Origin of the sequence: Pseudomonas coronafaciens pv. oryzae str. 1_6, assembly GCF_000156995.2 — a bacterium.
Classification (GTDB): domain Bacteria; phylum Pseudomonadota; class Gammaproteobacteria; order Pseudomonadales; family Pseudomonadaceae; genus Aquipseudomonas; species Aquipseudomonas tremae.
Genome location: NZ_CP046035.1, coordinates 3,718,835 through 3,734,588, shown reverse-complemented (window position 1 = coordinate 3,734,588; position 15,754 = coordinate 3,718,835). Strand labels below are relative to the sequence as shown.

At 60.4% G+C, this 15,754-nt stretch carries 12 protein-coding genes; 10 read left to right on the top strand and 2 right to left on the bottom strand.

The features are described 5' to 3' along the window. Nucleotides 1–12 precede the first annotated feature (12 nt). Entirely contained in the window at nt 13–2,460 is a 2,448-nt protein-coding gene (locus POR16_RS16635) for an acyl-CoA dehydrogenase (protein ID WP_005892211.1), read from the bottom strand. A 162-nt stretch (nt 2,461–2,622) separates the two neighbouring features. Here POR16_RS16635 and POR16_RS16630 point away from each other — a divergent pair, with 162 nt between their 5' ends. From POR16_RS16630 to murB, 10 genes are all read left to right on the top strand, one after another. Beyond that, the gene (locus tag POR16_RS16630; RefSeq protein WP_005892213.1) at nt 2,623–3,246 is read left to right on the top strand and encodes a glutathione S-transferase; all 624 of its coding nucleotides are present in this window, start codon (nt 2,623–2,625) and stop codon (nt 3,244–3,246) included. A 179-nt stretch (nt 3,247–3,425) separates the two neighbouring features. Next, the gene (locus POR16_RS16625) at nt 3,426–4,358 is read left to right on the top strand and encodes an ABC transporter ATP-binding protein (RefSeq protein ID WP_005892214.1); all 933 of its coding nucleotides are present in this window, start codon (nt 3,426–3,428) and stop codon (nt 4,356–4,358) included. After that, nucleotides 4,355–5,143 (top strand): ABC transporter permease, encoded by a 789-nt coding sequence (locus tag POR16_RS16620; protein WP_005892215.1) that lies wholly within the window; start codon nt 4,355–4,357, stop codon nt 5,141–5,143. Before POR16_RS16625 ends, POR16_RS16620 begins: the two co-directional genes overlap by 4 nt. Before the next feature lie 136 nt (nt 5,144–5,279). Further along, the gene (locus POR16_RS16615; protein WP_053932356.1) at nt 5,280–7,496 is read left to right on the top strand and encodes a DNA internalization-related competence protein ComEC/Rec2; all 2,217 of its coding nucleotides are present in this window, start codon (nt 5,280–5,282) and stop codon (nt 7,494–7,496) included. Between the two features lie 42 nt (nt 7,497–7,538). Next, nucleotides 7,539–8,255, top strand: coding sequence for a MotA/TolQ/ExbB proton channel family protein (locus tag POR16_RS16610; RefSeq protein ID WP_080267902.1), 717 nt, complete (start codon nt 7,539–7,541; stop codon nt 8,253–8,255). Further along, complete coding sequence (locus POR16_RS16605; RefSeq protein WP_005892218.1) at nt 8,252–8,683, top strand: ExbD/TolR family protein; 432 nt, start codon at nt 8,252–8,254, stop codon at nt 8,681–8,683. Before POR16_RS16610 ends, POR16_RS16605 begins: the two co-directional genes overlap by 4 nt. Beyond that, on the top strand, nt 8,683–9,678 hold the full coding sequence (lpxK, locus tag POR16_RS16600; protein ID WP_005892219.1) for a tetraacyldisaccharide 4'-kinase: 996 nt from the start codon (nt 8,683–8,685) through the stop codon (nt 9,676–9,678). The genes POR16_RS16605 and lpxK overlap by 1 nt, the downstream gene beginning before the upstream one ends. Nucleotides 9,679–9,695: 17 nt before the next feature. Further along, nucleotides 9,696–9,881: a Trm112 family protein gene (locus tag POR16_RS16595; RefSeq protein ID WP_005892220.1), complete on the top strand. Its 186-nt coding sequence runs from the start codon at nt 9,696–9,698 to the stop codon at nt 9,879–9,881. Then, nucleotides 9,878–10,642: a 3-deoxy-manno-octulosonate cytidylyltransferase gene (kdsB, locus tag POR16_RS16590; RefSeq protein WP_005892221.1), complete on the top strand. Its 765-nt coding sequence runs from the start codon at nt 9,878–9,880 to the stop codon at nt 10,640–10,642. The genes POR16_RS16595 and kdsB overlap by 4 nt, the downstream gene beginning before the upstream one ends. Before the next feature lie 34 nt (nt 10,643–10,676). After that, on the top strand, nt 10,677–11,696 hold the full coding sequence (murB, locus tag POR16_RS16585) for a UDP-N-acetylmuramate dehydrogenase (RefSeq protein ID WP_005892222.1): 1,020 nt from the start codon (nt 10,677–10,679) through the stop codon (nt 11,694–11,696). Between the two features lie 151 nt (nt 11,697–11,847). Here the strand turns inward: murB and rne are convergent, their stop codons facing one another. Continuing rightward, nucleotides 11,848–15,129, bottom strand: coding sequence for a ribonuclease E (gene rne / locus POR16_RS16580; RefSeq protein ID WP_005892224.1), 3,282 nt, complete (start codon nt 15,127–15,129; stop codon nt 11,848–11,850). Nucleotides 15,130–15,754 lie beyond the last annotated feature (625 nt).

The window sequence follows — 15,754 nt, the reverse complement described above, 5'->3', positions numbered from 1 at the left end:
CTACCCGACGGATCAGCGAATCTTGCCTTCCGTCAGTGTCAGCTCTTCCTTGTCGAAGTCGTCCACATCGATCACCACGCGACGAGCCGCTTCCGCCGTGCGCAATGTCTGCACTTCATCTGCCTGCAGCACACCAAGACGCAACGCAGCGTCGATGGCATGTTCGCCGGCGTCGGGTTTGACCTGACCGCTTTTGAGCGCCACTTGCAATTTTTTATGAAGCGGATAGGCGGCGCTCAGCAGGTCCACTGCATGTTGCAGGGCGCCCACCGGGTCTTCTGCCGATTGCGGGCGGTAGCAGCCTGCCAGCAGCTCTTCAAGGGTCGGATCGCCTTTGGCTCGGCCCAGCACCTGTGCAACCTCGCCGTCCAGCTTGTCCGACGGCCCCTTGTGACGACGGCCAAACGGGAAGACCAAAGCGCGCAGTACGCCGCCCAGCAACCGGTTAGGAAAATTGCTGAGGATTTCGTCCATCGCACGTTCCGAATGCCCGAGGCTTTCTTCCATCGCCCAACGAAACAACGGGCTCATGTGGTCGGGCGAACCCAGATCGTGATAACGCTTGAGCGCGGCCGAGGCGAGGTACATGTGACTGAGTACGTCACCCAGCCGTGCGGACAGGCGTTCACGGCGCTTCAGCTCGCCACCCAGCAGCATCATGCTCAGGTCGGCCAGCATCGCAAACGCTGCTGCCTGCCGATTGAGCGCGCGGAAATAGCCCTGACTCAGGCTGTTGCCCGGCGCTCGTTCGAAATGCCCGAAGCCGAGATTGAGGATCAGGGTGCTGGCCGCGTTGCTTACCGCAAACCCGATGTGCTTGAGCAGAAGACTGTCAAACTCGAGCAGGGCTTGTTGCTTGTCTTCGCGTCCGGCCAACGCCATTTCCTTGAGCACGAACGGATGGCAGCGAATGGCACCCTGGCCGAAGATCATCAGGTTGCGCGAGAGGATGTTGGCGCCTTCGACGGTAATGAAGATCGGCGCGCCTTGCCAGTTACGGCCCAGATAGTTGTTCGGCCCCATGATGATGCCCTTGCCACCGTGCACATCCATCGCATGGCCGATGCACTCGCGGCCACGCTCGGTCAGGTGGTACTTGAGGATCGCCGACAGTACCGAAGGTTTCTCGCCCAGATCGACTGCGTTGGCCGTCAGCATGCGGGCGCTGTCCATCAGCCAGGCGTTGCCGCCTATGCGCGCCAGTGCCTCCTGAATACCTTCAAAAGCCGACAGCGGCACATTGAATTGCTCTCGAACCTTGGCGTACTGCCCTGTCACCAGGCTGGTGTATTTGGCCGCGCCAGTGCCGACCGCAGGCAGCGAAATCGAGCGACCCACCGACAGGCAGTTCATCAGCATCATCCAGCCTTTGCCGAGCATCGGCTGACCACCGATCAGGTAGCTCAGGGGCACGAACACGTCCTTGCCCGAGTTCGGGCCATTCATGAACGCGGCGCCCAGCGGCAGATGGCGACGGCCGATCTCCACACCCTGGGTTTCGGTAGGGATCAGCGCCAGGCTGATGCCCAGGTCTTCCTCTTCACCCAGCAGGTGCTCGGGGTCGTAAGCCTTGAAGGCCAGGCCGAGCAGGGTGGCCACCGGGCCGAGGGTGATGTAGCGCTTCTCCCAGGTCAGACGCAGGCCGATGACTTCTTCGCCCTGCCACTGGCCTTTGCAGATGATGCCGGTGTCGGGCATCGCGCCTGCATCGGAGCCTGCCAGCGGACCGGTCAACGCAAAGCAGGGAATGTCTTCACCACGTGCCAGACGCGGCAAGTAGTGATTGCGCTGTTCGTCGGTGCCGTAATGCAGCAGCAATTCAGCCGGGCCGAGGGAATTGGGGACCATCACGGTGGACGCCAGGTCACCGCTGCGGGTGGCCAGTTTCATCGCAACCTGAGAGTGAGCGTAGGCCGAGAAGCCCTTGCCGCCGAACTCTTTGGGAATAATCAGAGCGAAAAAGCCGTGCGCTTTCATGTGCGCCCAGGCTTGGGGTGGCAGGTCCATCGCCTGGCCGATCTCCCAATCGCTGACCATCGCACAGAGTTCTTCGGTCGGGCCATCGATAAACGCCTGTTCTTCTTCGGTCAGGCGGACTTTCGGATAGGCCAGCAATTTGTCCCAGTCCGGACGCCCGCTGAACAGTTCGCCATCCCACCAGACCGTCCCGGCGTCGATGGCATCGCGCTCGGTTTCCGACATGGGCGGCAAGACCTTTTGGAACCAGCTGAACATCGGGGTGGTGAAATGTTTACGGCGCAGATCAGGCAGTATCAGCGGTATGAATAGCGCCAGCCACAACAACCAGAACACTGTCAGCAGCCATCCTGGCGCGCGGCCGAAAATACCCATGGCCAACAAATAGACAGCCACTACGCCAAGCGCCGGGAGCGGGTCGATACGTCGGTGAGCCAGCCAGGCAATGCCGACGACCAGCACTACAATCCACAACAACAGCATAGGTGTTCCTCCGTGATGACAGCCGCCCTGGCAGCTACCAGTAACTGGTCGCCAGGCAGTGGTGAGGCGACATCGATAGTGACCCCTGGCTAACAAGGAAGTTGCCGCAGGATCGGCGTAGACTGATGGTATTCATTTACCAGCGTAGGCGAGGGGAACGCAATGCTTAAAATCTGGGGACGGAAGAATTCCAGCAATGTGCGCAAGGCGCTCTGGGTTGCCGAAGAAGTCGGGGTTTCTTATCAAACCCAGGATGCCGGCGGCGCGTTCGGCCTGGTCGACGAAGCGGCTTATCGTGCGAAAAACCCCAACGGGCGCATCCCCATGATCGAAGACGGCGATTTTGTGCTTTGGGAGTCCAATGCCATCGTGCGCTACCTGGCGGCGCGTCACGCCCCTGATTCCGAGCTGTACCCCGCTGATGTGCAGGCCCGAGCCAGTGCAGACAAATGGATGGACTGGACTACTTCTACCATTGCTGCTGCCTTCAGCCCGGTATTCTGGGGCGTGGTGCGCACGCCGGCTGACAAGCAGGACTGGCCTGCCATCGAGCAAGGCATAAAGAACCTGCACGGTCTGCTGCTGATCGCCGATGAGGCGTTGTCTCGACAGCCTTATCTGTCTGGCGAGGTTTTCGGTATGGGCGACATTCCGCTGGGCTGCTTTGCCTACGGCTGGTTTGAAATGCCGATTGAACGTCCGCCGCTGCCTCACCTCCAAGCCTGGTATGAACGTCTGAAAGCACGTCCGGCCTATCGCAAGGCTGTCATGAGCCCGCTGACCTGATGCTGCAAACGGGGCCAGATGGATCATGCCCGGCGCTCGATATTTACTATTAACAGATGTGTCTGTACTTGACCGGCTCAGCCAAGCACCATTGTTCGATTGAGGCTGAGCGGGTCGACGACTGGCCGCTGCTTCCAGCCTGATTCATTTCCTTTTTCCTGATGGGTATTTCTCAAGATATGTCTTCCGCTCTGTCCATTCGGCAGCTCACCAAAACCTACGGCAACGGGTTCCAGGCCTTGAGTGGCATCGATCTGGACGTGGCCGAAGGTGATTTTTTCGCCTTGCTCGGCCCTAACGGCGCTGGCAAATCCACCACCATTGGCGTCATCTCGACGCTGGTCAACAAGACCGGCGGAACAGTGAACATCTTCGGTCACGACCTGGACCGTGAACCTGCTGCGCTCAAGCGTTGCATCGGCGTCGTGCCGCAAGAGTTCAACTTCAACCAGTTCGAGAAGACCTTCGATATCGTCGTGACTCAGGCCGGCTACTACGGCATCCCGGCGAAAATTGCCAAGGAACGCGCCGAGCAGTACCTGACCCAGCTGGGTCTGTGGGACAAACGCGATGTGCCTTCGCGTTCGTTGTCCGGCGGCATGAAACGGCGCCTGATGATTGCCCGCGCGCTGATTCACGAGCCGCGTCTGCTGATCCTCGATGAGCCAACGGCCGGTGTGGATATCGAACTGCGCCGCTCGATGTGGACCTTCCTCACCGAGCTGAACAGAAAAGGCATCACCATCATTCTGACCACTCACTACCTGGAAGAGGCCGAGCAGCTATGCCGCAACATCGGCATCATCGACCATGGAGTGATAGTGCAGAACACCGGAATGAAACAGCTGCTCGCCACGCTCACCGTCGAGACGTTTGTGCTCGACCTCAAGGAATCCTGGCAGAACGCTCCTCAGTTGCCGGGCTTTCCCTGCCGGCTGCTGGACAGCCATACGCTGGAAGTTCAGGTCGACAAGAATGTCGGCATCACTGCGCTGTTCAGCCAGTTGGCGTTCCAGAACATTGAAGTGTTGAGCCTGCGCAATAAATCTAATCGCCTTGAGGAGTTGTTTGTGTCTCTGGTTGAGAAAAACCTGGCGAAGGTGGCGGTATGATTGAGCAAAACGGCGAACTGCGTCCCAATCTGGTTGCCCTGAAAACCATCGTCTATCGCGAAGTCCACCGCTTCATGAGGATCTGGCCACAGACCTTGCTGCCACCAGCGATCACCATGGTCCTGTACTTCGTGATTTTCGGGAATCTGATCGGTCGGCAGATCGGTGACATGGGTGGTTTCACCTACATGCAATACATCGTGCCTGGCCTGATCATGATGTCGGTGATCACCAACTCCTACGGCAATGTGGTTTCAAGCTTCTTCGGTGCAAAGTTTCAGCACTCCATCGAAGAGCTGATGGTCTCGCCGGTGTCGCCGCACACCATTCTGGTCGGCTACACCCTGGGCGGTGTGTTGCGCGGCCTGATGGTGGGGTTCATCGTCACCATGTTGTCGATGTTTTTCACCGACCTGCAAGTGCATCACCTGGGCGTGACTATTATTGTGGTCGTGCTGACCGCAACGATCTTCTCCCTGCTGGGTTTCATCAACGCAGTGTTCGCGCGCAATTTCGATGATATTTCGATTATCCCGACGTTCGTTCTGACCCCGTTGACGTATCTGGGCGGTGTGTTCTATTCAATCAACCTGCTGCCGCCGTTCTGGCAGACCGTGTCGCTGGCCAACCCGGTCCTGCACATGGTCAACGCATTTCGCTACGGCATTCTGGGCGTGTCCGACATCAAGATCAGCATCGCTCTGGCGTTCATGATCGTTGCGACCATCGTGCTGTACCTTGGCTGCGCACGGCTCCTGGTCAGCGGGCGCGGTATGCGCCAGTAACACATCGGCTTCGACCCGCCAGGCTGGCGGGTCGGCTGGTTGTAGAGCGCTGTTGCTCAAATTCTGCAATACACCATTCCTGCTGATTGTCCCCCGCTGCGTTAATCCTTAGAGCTTTCTGCTTCAGGGAATCATCATGCGCACAGGGATGATCGCGCTTGCGCTGGGGCTTGTTGCCCTGCGTTTTCTGCCGGTATTGCCGCCGATCTGGCTATTGCTGCTGATGCCGATACTGGCGTTGATGCTGCTGCCGTTTCGTACTTATCCAATGGCGTTTTTTCTGGTCGGCTTCACGTGGGCGTGCGTGTCGGCGCAGTGGGCGCTGAATGATCGCCTGCTGCATCGGTTTGACGGCCAGACGCTGTGGGTGCAGGGCAACGTCGTCGGGTTGCCGAGTGTTGCAGAAGGCGTGGTGCGTTTCGAACTGGAGGATGCGCGCTCGCGGCGCGCGAAGCTGCCTGCGCGTATTCGCGTGGCCTGGTACGGCGGCCCCGATGTCAAAAGCGGCGAGCGCTGGCGTCTGGCCCTCAAACTCAAGCGTCCGGGCGGGCTGGTCAACCCGGATGCCTTCGATTATCAGGCCTGGCTACTGGCCCGGCGCATCGGCGCGACCGGTACTGTGGCAGACGGTCAATTGCTGACGCCAGCGCGCGGGGCCTGGCGCGATGGCATTCGTCAGCGGTTGCTGGCGGTCGATGCGCAGGGCAGGGAAGGCGGTCTGGCGGCGCTGGTGCTGGGCGACGGCTCGGGCCTGTCGCGCACTGACTGGCAAGTGCTGCAAAACACCGGCACGGTCCACCTGCTGGTCATTTCCGGTCAGCATATCGGTCTGCTGGCAGGGGTGGTCTATGCGTTGATTGCAGGTCTGGCACGTTGGGGGCTATGGCCACGGGCGTTGCCCTGGCTGCCGACGGCGTGTGCATTGGCGTTTGTCGCGGCGCTGGGCTACGGGCTGCTGGCTGGCTTCGAAGTCCCGGTCCGACGTGCCTGCGTGATGGTGGGCATGGTGTTGCTGTGGCGCTTGCGCTTTCGGCACCTGGGCGTTGTCTGGCCACTCCTATTGTCATTCTGCGCGGTGCTGATCTTTGAGCCGTTGGTAACCCTGCAGCCTGGTTTTTGGCTGTCATTCGCGGCAGTGGGCATTCTGATCCTGATCTTCAGTGGTCGTCTCGGCGCCTGGCAGTGGTGGCAAAGCTGGACGCGCGCGCAATGGTTGATCGCCATTGGCCTGCTGCCGATACTGCTGGCGCTGAACCTGCCGATCAGCCTGAGTGGTCCGTTTGCCAATTTGCTCGCTGTACCCTGGGTGAGCGTCATCGTCTTGCCGCTGGCACTGATCGGCACCTTGCTGCTGCCGGTTCCGGTGGTGGGTGAAGGCCTGCTGTGGCTGGCGGGCGGCGCTCTGGAGTGGCTGTTCGTGTTTCTCGGCTGGGTGGCCGACGTCCTGCCCGCCTGGCTGCCCAGTGCGGTGCCCGTTTGGGCATGGCTGATAAGCCTGCTCGGAGCCTTTGTTTTATTGCTGCCCAGAGGTGTGCCGATGCGCCCCCTGGGCTGGCCTTTGTTGCTGCTATGCGTTTTTCCGCCCATCACACCGGTACCGATGGGGCGGGTCGAGGTGCTGCAGCTCGATGTCGGGCAGGGCCTGTCGATTCTGCTGCGCACGCGCAATCACACCCTTTTGTATGACGCAGGGCCACGCTTTGGTGAATTCGATATCGGCGAGCGTGTGGTGGTGCCCGCCATTCGCAAGAGTGGTGTTCGTCATCTTGATCTGATGCTGATCAGCCATGCCGACGCGGATCATGCTGGCGGCGCCCTGGCGGTTCATCGGGCCTTCCCGGTGAACCGAGTGTCGGGCGGAGAGGTGGCCAGGCTGACCCCGCAGCTCGACGCCGGGCTGTGCGAAAACGGCGAACGCTGGGAATGGGACGGCGTCGTGTTCACGACATGGCGCTGGGAGGAGGCCCCCGACGGCAACGCGGGCTCCTGCATCCTCAGCGTCGAGGCCAATGGCGAGCGCCTGTTGTTAACGGGCGACATTGATGTACACGCCGAGCGTGCGGCGATGGGCAGCGGCTTCGACCTGCGCGCCCACTGGTTGCAGGCGCCGCACCACGGCAGCCGCAGTTCTTCCTCCAAGCGCTTTTTGCAAGCAGTCGCGCCGGTTGGTGTACTGATCTCGCGCGGCCACAACAATGCCTTTGGCCATCCTCATCCACTGGTCATGGCGCGCTATCGGTGGCTGGGTATCGCCAGTTATGACAGCGCCGAACTGGGCGCTGTCAGCCTGCAACTGGGTGCATTCGGTACACCACAAGGGGAGCGCGCGCAACGGCGCTTCTGGCGTGATTGAATGAAGGGATATCGATCTCGACGTTCGGCACTTGGCGACCCTATGCTAGAGTGGCGGCAATTTTTCGAGGGAGTGATCACTGTGTGGGAACTGGTCAAATCGGGCGGCTGGATGATGCTGCCGATCATTTTAAGCTCCATCGCCGCTGTCGGCATCATTATCGAACGCCTGTGGACGCTGCGCGCCAGCCGGATTGCGCCACCGCATCTGTTGGGGCAGGCCTGGCAGTGGATTCAGGAAAAGAAGCTGGACAACGAAAAACTCAAGCAACTGCGCGCAGATTCGCCGCTGGGCGAGATCCTGGCTGCCGGTCTGACCAACTCCAGGCACGGTCGCGAGATCATGAAGGAGTGCATCGAGGAGGCCGCCGCTCGCGTCATTCATGACCTGGAGCGCTACCTGAGCGCACTGGGCTCGATCGCCGCGATGGCGCCTCTGCTCGGTCTGCTGGGCACAGTATTGGGCATGATCGACATTTTCGGCTCGTTCAACAGCACCGGTGCCACAGCCAATGCAGGTGTGCTGGCGAGTGGTATTTCCAAGGCGCTTATCTGTACTGCGTCGGGCCTTATCGTTGCGATCCCTGCGATCTTCTTTCACCGCTTTCTGCAAAGCCGTGTCGATGAACTGGTGGTCGGTATGGAGCAGCAAGCAATTCGTCTGGTCGAGGTGGTGCAGGGCGACCGTGATGTCGATCTGATCGACGCCAAAATAGACCTCAAATCGCTGGCCAGGGCAGGCGGGGGCAAGAAGAAGTGAAATTTCGCCGCCGCAGACCTCGCGAAAACATCGACATCAATCTGGTCTCTCTGATTGACGTGGTGTTCATCCTGCTGCTGTTTTTCATCGTGACGACCACGTTTACCCGTGAGACCCAGCTGCGTGTGGACTTGCCACAGGCAGTCACCGGCACGCCGGAGGTGGACGCCGCCGCGAAGCACCTGGACATCGCCATCAATGCCGACGGGATATTTTCCCTGAACAATCAGCTGTTGCCGAAGAACGACCTGGCAACGCTGATCGAAGCACTGCAGCGCGAGTCGGCGGGCGATACCAGCTTGCCGCTGTCTATCAGCGCGGATGGCAAGACCCCTCATCAGTCGGTCATCACGGCCATGGATGCAGCAGGGAAACTGGGCTTCAGTCATTTGCGCATGACCACTGTCGAGGCCACAACGGCTAACTGATGGCATTTACCGACCGTTTGCTTGATGCCTGGTACAAGGGCCACCCGGCGCTGATGTTGTTGCGTCCGCTGGAAAGCCTTTACCGACGCGTGGTGGACAGCAAACGGGCGCGTTTTGTGGCTGGCGAGGGCGATATCTATCGGGCCCCGGTGCCGATTATCGTGGTTGGCAATATCACCATCGGTGGCACAGGCAAAACGCCTCTGATCCTCTGGATGATCGAACACTGCCGCCTCCGCGGGCTGCGCGTAGGCGTTGTCAGCCGAGGTTATGGCGCCAAACCGCCAAGCCTGCCCTGGCGTGTACAGCCTGACCAGAGCGCCGCCGAGGCAGGTGACGAGCCTTTGCTCATCGTCAAGCGCTGCGGTGTGCCGCTGATGATCGACCCTGATCGCAGTCGCGCCGTTCAGGCGTTGCTCGCTGCCGAGCCGCTGGACCTGATTCTTTCCGACGATGGCTTGCAGCATTACCGTCTGGCGCGTGACCTTGAATTGGTGCTGATCGATGCCGCCCGAGGTCTGGGCAATCGCCGCTGCCTGCCGGCCGGCCCGTTGCGCGAGCCGGTCGAACGGCTTAAGAGTGTCGATGCCTTGCTCTACAACGGCGCTGCTGCGGATCGCGACGATGGCTACGCGTTCTCGCTCAAGCCGTCTGCGCTGATCAACCTGCGGAGCGGCGAGCGCCGGCCAGTTGACTATTTCCCGGCCGGGCAGGCGCTGCATGCGGTCGCCGGAATCGGCAATCCGCAACGTTTCTTCAAGACCCTCGAAGGACTACACTGGCGACCGGTGGCTCACGCTTTCGCCGACCATGCAGTCTACAGTGCTCAGGCGCTGACCTTCACCCCGGCTTTACCCTTGGTCATGACCGAGAAGGATGCGGTGAAGTGTCGTGCCTTTGCAGGCGACGATTGGTGGTATCTGGCGGTCGATGCAGTGCCGTCCGACGCCTTCGTCGGCTGGTTCGATGAGCAACTCCTCCGTCTTTCTTCATGATTGCTTCAGGATCTCCTATGGACACCAAACTACTCGACATCCTTGCCTGCCCCATCTGCAAGGGGCCATTGAAGCTCAGCGCCGACAAGACCGAGCTGATCAGCAAGGGCGCAGGCCTTGCCTACCCGGTTCGTGACGGTATTCCGGTGATGCTGGAAAGCGAAGCGCGCACCCTGACCGTCGATGAGCGACTGGAAAAATGACAGCAGCCTTTACTGTCGTCATTCCGGCGCGTTACGGCTCCAGCCGGTTTCCCGGCAAGCCGTTGCAAACCATTGCTGGCAAACCCATGGTTCAGCTTGTCTGGGAACAGGCACGCAAGAGCAGTGCCGAGCGTGTAGTGGTGGCGACTGACGATGCACGCATCGTCGAGGCGTGCCGCGCATTTGGCGCTGAAGTGCTGCTGACCCGCGAAGACCACAACTCCGGCACCGATCGCCTGGCCGAGGTGGCCACGCAACTGGGGCTGGCGGCCGATGCGATTGTGGTCAATGTCCAGGGCGACGAACCGATGATCCCGCCTGCGGTGATTGACCAGGTGGCAGCCAACCTGGCTGCGCATCCGGAAGCCGGCATGGCTACCCTGGCCGAGCCTATCGATGATGTGGCGGCGTTGTTCAATCCGAACATCGTCAAGGTCTCGACCGACATCAACGGTCTGGCCCTGACCTTCAGCCGCGCTCCGCTTCCGTGGGCGCGGGATGCGCTGGCCAGTGATAAAGACCGGTTGCCTGCGGGTGTGCCTTACCGCCGGCATATCGGTATCTATGCCTACCGTGCGGGTTTTCTGCATGACTTCGTCAGCTGGGGGCCGTGCTGGCTGGAAAACACCGAAAGCCTCGAGCAATTGCGTGCGCTGTGGAATGGCGTGCGCATTCATGTGGCTGACGCGCTTGAAGCGCCGCCCGGCGGTGTCGACACACCTGAAGACCTTGAGCGCGTAAGACGCCTTCTGGAGGCTTGATGCGGTTTATCCAGCCGGCTGGAAAGGTGAGGGCATGACCTTGCAGGTTCACTCCGATGTTTCCCTGAAGCCGTTCAATACCTTTGGTGTGAATGTACAGGCGCAATTGTTTGCCGAAGCGCACAGCGACGACGATGTTCTCGAGGCGCTGGCGTATTCCGCCGAACACGATGTGCCGCTGCTGGTCATCGGCGGCGGCAGCAATCTGCTGCTGAGCAGTAATGTGCAGGCGCTGGTGCTGCGCATGACGAGCCGCGGCATTCGCATCGTGCGTGAAGACTGTGCGGAATCGATTGTAGAGGCCGAGGCCGGCGAGCCCTGGCATCCGTTTGTTCAATCCTGTCTGGAGCTTGGGCTGGCAGGGCTCGAAAATCTCAGCCTGATTCCAGGTACTGTAGGCGCCGCTCCGATGCAGAACATCGGGGCGTATGGCGTCGAGATCAAGGATGTCTTTCATAGCCTGACTGCGCTGGACCGCGAAACGGGCGAGCTGCGAGAGTTTTCTCTTGACGACTGTGCGTTTGGTTACCGGGACAGCGTTTTCAAGCACCAGGTAGCACGCTGGTTGATTCTGCGTGTGCGTTTCAGGCTGACTCGCGACGCCAGATTGCATCTTGAGTACGGCCCGGTCCGTCAGCGTCTTAATGAACTGGGCATCGAAAAACCAACGCCGTTCGATGTCAGTCGCGCAATCTGCGCCATTCGTAGCGAAAAACTGCCCGACCCTGCGGTATTGGGCAACGCAGGCAGTTTTTTCAAGAATCCGGTGATTTCGGCTGAGCTTTACATCAGGCTCCAGTCCGAGCATCTAGGTGTGGTCGGCTACCCGCAGCCTGATGGCCGGGTGAAGTTGGCGGCGGGATGGTTGATCGAGCAGGCTGGCTGGAAGGGCTTCCGTGAAGGCGACGCCGGGGTGCATACGCTCCAGTCACTGGTGCTGGTCAATTACGGACAGGCCAGTGGCCTGCAATTGCTCAACCTCGCGCGCCGAATTCAGGCCGATATCGCCGAGCGTTTCGGTGTCGAGCTGGAAATGGAGCCGAACCTCTACTAAGCAAGGCTCCGCACATTTATATCTGCGTCTCGGCCTACGCAAACTCAGAAACGGACACAGCGTTTGCGGCCAGACCAAAGAGTTATCCTGAATCGCAGATGTAAAAAAGCCCCGCCTGTCTGCACAAGCGGGGCTTTTTCATGGGCCGGAGTTAGATGAGAGGTTTAGTCTCGTCTTCCTTATTGGCTTCATGGTGAGGCTGAGCGGTTTGGTGGCTGGTTGCAGCCTCTTCGGTTGCCGGTGAAGGCTGGACCGATTCTGGCTCTGCAGCAAAAGGTGCTGCCTCAGCAACCGGAGCGCTTGCAGCCGCCGCACGACGCGCTTCTTCTTCGCGTTTGCGGCGACGAACTTCACGCGGATCGTTGGGGGCACGACCAGTGCTGCTGACCGGACGAGCTGCCGGTTGTTCCTCGATCGCCGGTTCCTGCTCTGCGGGTGCAGACACCTGTTCCTCGGCAGCGGCCTGAGGCGCGGCATAAGGTACAGGTTCTTCTTTCGCGAATGCAGGCTCGGCAGCAGGTGCTTCGACAGGTGTTGGCAGTTCGGATGATTCAGTGGCTGGCACTTCCTCATGAGCCGCTGCTTCGACCGGCGCTTGTGGCGCAGGCTCTGGCGTTGGCTTGAACGGCACTACACGCTCTGCATGCGGTGCCTCGAACTGCTCGGTCTGTGCTGCAAAAGCCGGTGCTTCGGTCGCTGCTGGCAGAACTTCTACTTCAGGAGCAGGTTGCGCAACCGGAGTGTCGATCACCGCAGGCGCTTCAACGGCCGGGGCTTCAACGACAGGCTCTGCTGCTGCCGGCGCATCTGCGACCGGTGCTTCAGTGGCTGTTGTCTGGGCGGCTGGCTGTTCAAATGCAGGTGTTTCAACAGCCGGCGCTTCGGCGGCAGGGGTCTGCTGTGCAGGCTCTGCAGTCGATGCGTCCGTGCTGTTGGCGCGCTCGGCCTGCTGATGCGCATCGGCTTCGGCTGGAGCGCTGATCACGCTACTGGCGGCAGAGGCGGCGGCTGTGAAGCCAAGACCGGCCGACAGATCGGCGCTGCCTTCTTCGTTACCGTTTTCGTCGGAGCCTTCGATCACATTGCCGTTGGCATCACGTTGACGCTCGCGACGGTTGCTGCGACGACGCTGACCACGGGAGCGGCGGCGAGGGCGGTCGCCTTCACTGCCGTCGTTGCTGTCCTGATTCTCGTCGTTGGCCTGTTCGTCGTTGAGCAGTACTTGCTCTTCTTCGGATGCAGCCGCCGCGGCCTGTTCGGCGCGCGGTTGACGTTCTTCACGAGGCTGGCGTGGTTGACGCTCTTCACGCGGAGCGCGTTCAGGACGTTCTTCGCGGGCCAGATCAACAGCCGGGGCTGCGTCCAGAGGCTCGCGCAGTTCACGAACCGGGCGGTCTTCACGAGCTTCACGCGGCTTGCGCTCACGGGAAGTACGGGCCGGACGCTCTTCGCGAGGTGCCGAGTCTTCACGGGCTTCACGAGGTTCGCGGACGGCACGTTCTTCACGCGGTGCGCGTTCTTCGCGAGGCGCACGCTCTTCACGCGGGGCGCGTTCGGCACGCTCCTCGCGGGGAGCACGTTCTTCACGAGGTTTGCGTTCTTCATCACGACGATTGTTGCGGCCACGGCTCTGTTGACGACCGTTGCGACGTTCTTCGTTGCGAGCTGGACGCTGTTCTGCAGCCGGTTTTTCAACTACTACCGGTGCAACAGGCTCTTCCTTGGTCGCGAACAGGCTGACCAGGGATTTCACCAGGCCCTTGAACAGGCTTGGCTCGTGAGCGACAGGTGCAGGCGTCGGAGCAGGTGCAACGGCTTCTACCGGAACCGGCGCATTGGCGCGCGCTGGAGCAGTCTTGACGGCTGCCTCCTGACGAACCAGGGTGCGGGTTGCGGCAGCCAGCGGGGCAATCTCTTCCACTTCGGCGGCGGCAGCGGCGATTTCGTAGCTGGTCTGGCTGTTGTGCGCTTCCGGGCTGTCATCACGCAGACGCTGAACCTCGAAATGCGGGGTTTCGAGCTGGTCATTCGGCAGGATGATGATGCGTGCGCGAGTGCGCAATTCGATCTTGGTGATCGAGTTGCGTTTTTCATTGAGCAGGAACGCAGCAACCGGGATCGGCACCTGGGCACGTACTTCGGCAGTACGGTCTTTCAGGGCTTCTTCTTCGATCAGGCGCAGGATGGCCAGCGACAGCGATTCGACGTCGCGGATGATGCCGGTGCCGTTGCAGCGTGGGCAAACGATGCCGCTGCTTTCGCCCAACGATGGACGCAGGCGCTGACGGGACATTTCCAGCAGGCCGAAGCGCGAGATGCGACCGACCTGAACGCGGGCGCGGTCGGCTTCCAGGCTTTCGCGGACTTTTTCTTCCACGGCGCGCTGGTTCTTGGCCGGCGTCATGTCGATGAAGTCGATGACAATCAGGCCGCCGATGTCGCGCAGACGCAATTGACGGGCGATTTCCTCAGCCGCTTCAAGGTTGGTCTGCAGGGCGGTTTCTTCGATGTCGCTGCCTTTGGTGGCGCGCGCCGAGTTGATGTCGATGGACACCAGGGCTTCGGTAGGATCGATGACGATGGAGCCGCCGGAAGGCAATTCGACCACGCGCTGGAAGGCGGTTTCGATCTGGCTTTCGATCTGGAAGCGGTTGAACAGCGGAACGCTGTCTTCGTAGAGCTTGATCTTGCTGGCGTACTGCGGCATCACCTGGCGGATGAAGGTCAGGGCTTCTTCCTGGGCTTCGACGCTGTCGATCAGGACTTCACCGATGTCCTGGCGCAGGTAGTCGCGGATGGCGCGGATGATGACGTTGCTTTCCTGGTAGATCAGGAAAGGAGCCGAACGATCGAGGGACGCTTCCTTGATGGCGGTCCACAGTTGCAGCAGGTAATCGAGGTCCCACTGCATTTCTTCGCTGCTGCGGCCAAGGCCGGCAGTGCGAACGATCAGACCCATGTCGGCGGGGGCGATCAGGCCGTTGAGGGCTTCACGCAGTTCGTTGCGCTCTTCGCCTTCGATACGGCGCGAGATGCCACCGGCGCGAGGGTTGTTCGGCATCAGGACCAGATAACGGCCTGCCAGGCTGATGAAGGTGGTCAGGGCTGCGCCCTTGTTGCCACGCTCTTCTTTCTCGACCTGAACGATGACTTCCTGGCCTTCGCTCAGGACGTCCTTGATGTTGACGCGGCCTTCAGGGGCTTTCTTGAAGTACTCGCGGGAGATTTCCTTGAGGGGCAGAAAACCGTGGCGCTCAGAGCCGAAATCGACAAAGGCAGCCTCAAGGCTGGGTTCGATGCGAGTGATTCGGCCTTTATAGATGTTGGCCTTCTTCTGCTCGCGTGCACCTGACTCGATGTCCAGGTCGTAGAGGCGCTGGCCGTCTACCAGTGCAACACGCAACTCTTCGGGTTGAGTTGCGTTAATCAGCATTCTTTTCATGTAGTACCGTCGGTTTCCGGGCTGCCGGAAACGGCGTTCGGCACACACGACTTCTCACGGTCGGTGTCAGGGCACGTCAGGAGTGGTTGGACACTCCAGTGTCTAGCGAGGTCCTCGCCCAGAAGGGGCGGAGGGTCGCGACTACGTTTCCTGCTTGCTGTGGTGGCATAAGACACCCTTTCAGCAAAAGCTTTGTCAGGAGGAGGAATCGACCATCGGTAGCGGACGAGATGAAGCGTCTAGAACAAGCCTTGTGCTACACATTCCGATGGTTGTGCGTCTCCACCCTACACGTATCCCTGATAATTCGGGTGCTGCCGCGCGCAGAATCCGCAGCGGGTTGGCATTTACCGCAGCCTTCGATTGGGAAGGTTGCGCATCATGGCTTGAGGCGTTGTTCCCGAAGCATTCGCTCGTAGCGTCTGGAAGCGACTGCACTTTGTGAACTGGCCATGAACTGTCCGCACTGACCGCGAGCTGTCTGCTCTGCTGTCAGGCGTGTTTCCGGCCTCATGTCACCTGCGCTTGTTACGTTTCCAGCGTGCTCCGTTGTCACCGAACACTGCGTAGGACGGCCTCCCGTCCTTGTGAATTGCGTTGGTCAGGGCCGGTTGTC

Excerpts from the sequence above, each read along its gene's own strand:
- POR16_RS16635 (WP_005892211.1), bottom strand. The coding sequence starts at position 2,460 with ATGCTGTTGTTGTGGATTGTAGTGCTGGTCGTCGGCATTGCCTGGCTG.
- POR16_RS16630 (WP_005892213.1), top strand. The coding sequence starts at position 2,623 with ATGCTTAAAATCTGGGGACGGAAGAATTCCAGCAATGTGCGCAAGGCG.
- POR16_RS16625 (WP_005892214.1), top strand. The coding sequence starts at position 3,426 with ATGTCTTCCGCTCTGTCCATTCGGCAGCTCACCAAAACCTACGGCAAC.
- POR16_RS16620 (WP_005892215.1), top strand. The coding sequence starts at position 4,355 with ATGATTGAGCAAAACGGCGAACTGCGTCCCAATCTGGTTGCCCTGAAA.
- POR16_RS16615 (WP_053932356.1), top strand. The coding sequence starts at position 5,280 with ATGCGCACAGGGATGATCGCGCTTGCGCTGGGGCTTGTTGCCCTGCGT.
- POR16_RS16610 (WP_080267902.1), top strand. The coding sequence starts at position 7,539 with ATGCTAGAGTGGCGGCAATTTTTCGAGGGAGTGATCACTGTGTGGGAA.
- lpxK (WP_005892219.1), top strand. The coding sequence starts at position 8,683 with ATGGCATTTACCGACCGTTTGCTTGATGCCTGGTACAAGGGCCACCCG.
- POR16_RS16595 (WP_005892220.1), top strand. The coding sequence starts at position 9,696 with ATGGACACCAAACTACTCGACATCCTTGCCTGCCCCATCTGCAAGGGG.
- kdsB (WP_005892221.1), top strand. The coding sequence starts at position 9,878 with ATGACAGCAGCCTTTACTGTCGTCATTCCGGCGCGTTACGGCTCCAGC.
- murB (WP_005892222.1), top strand. The coding sequence starts at position 10,677 with ATGACCTTGCAGGTTCACTCCGATGTTTCCCTGAAGCCGTTCAATACC.
- rne (WP_005892224.1), bottom strand. The coding sequence starts at position 15,129 with ATGCTGATTAACGCAACTCAACCCGAAGAGTTGCGTGTTGCACTGGTA.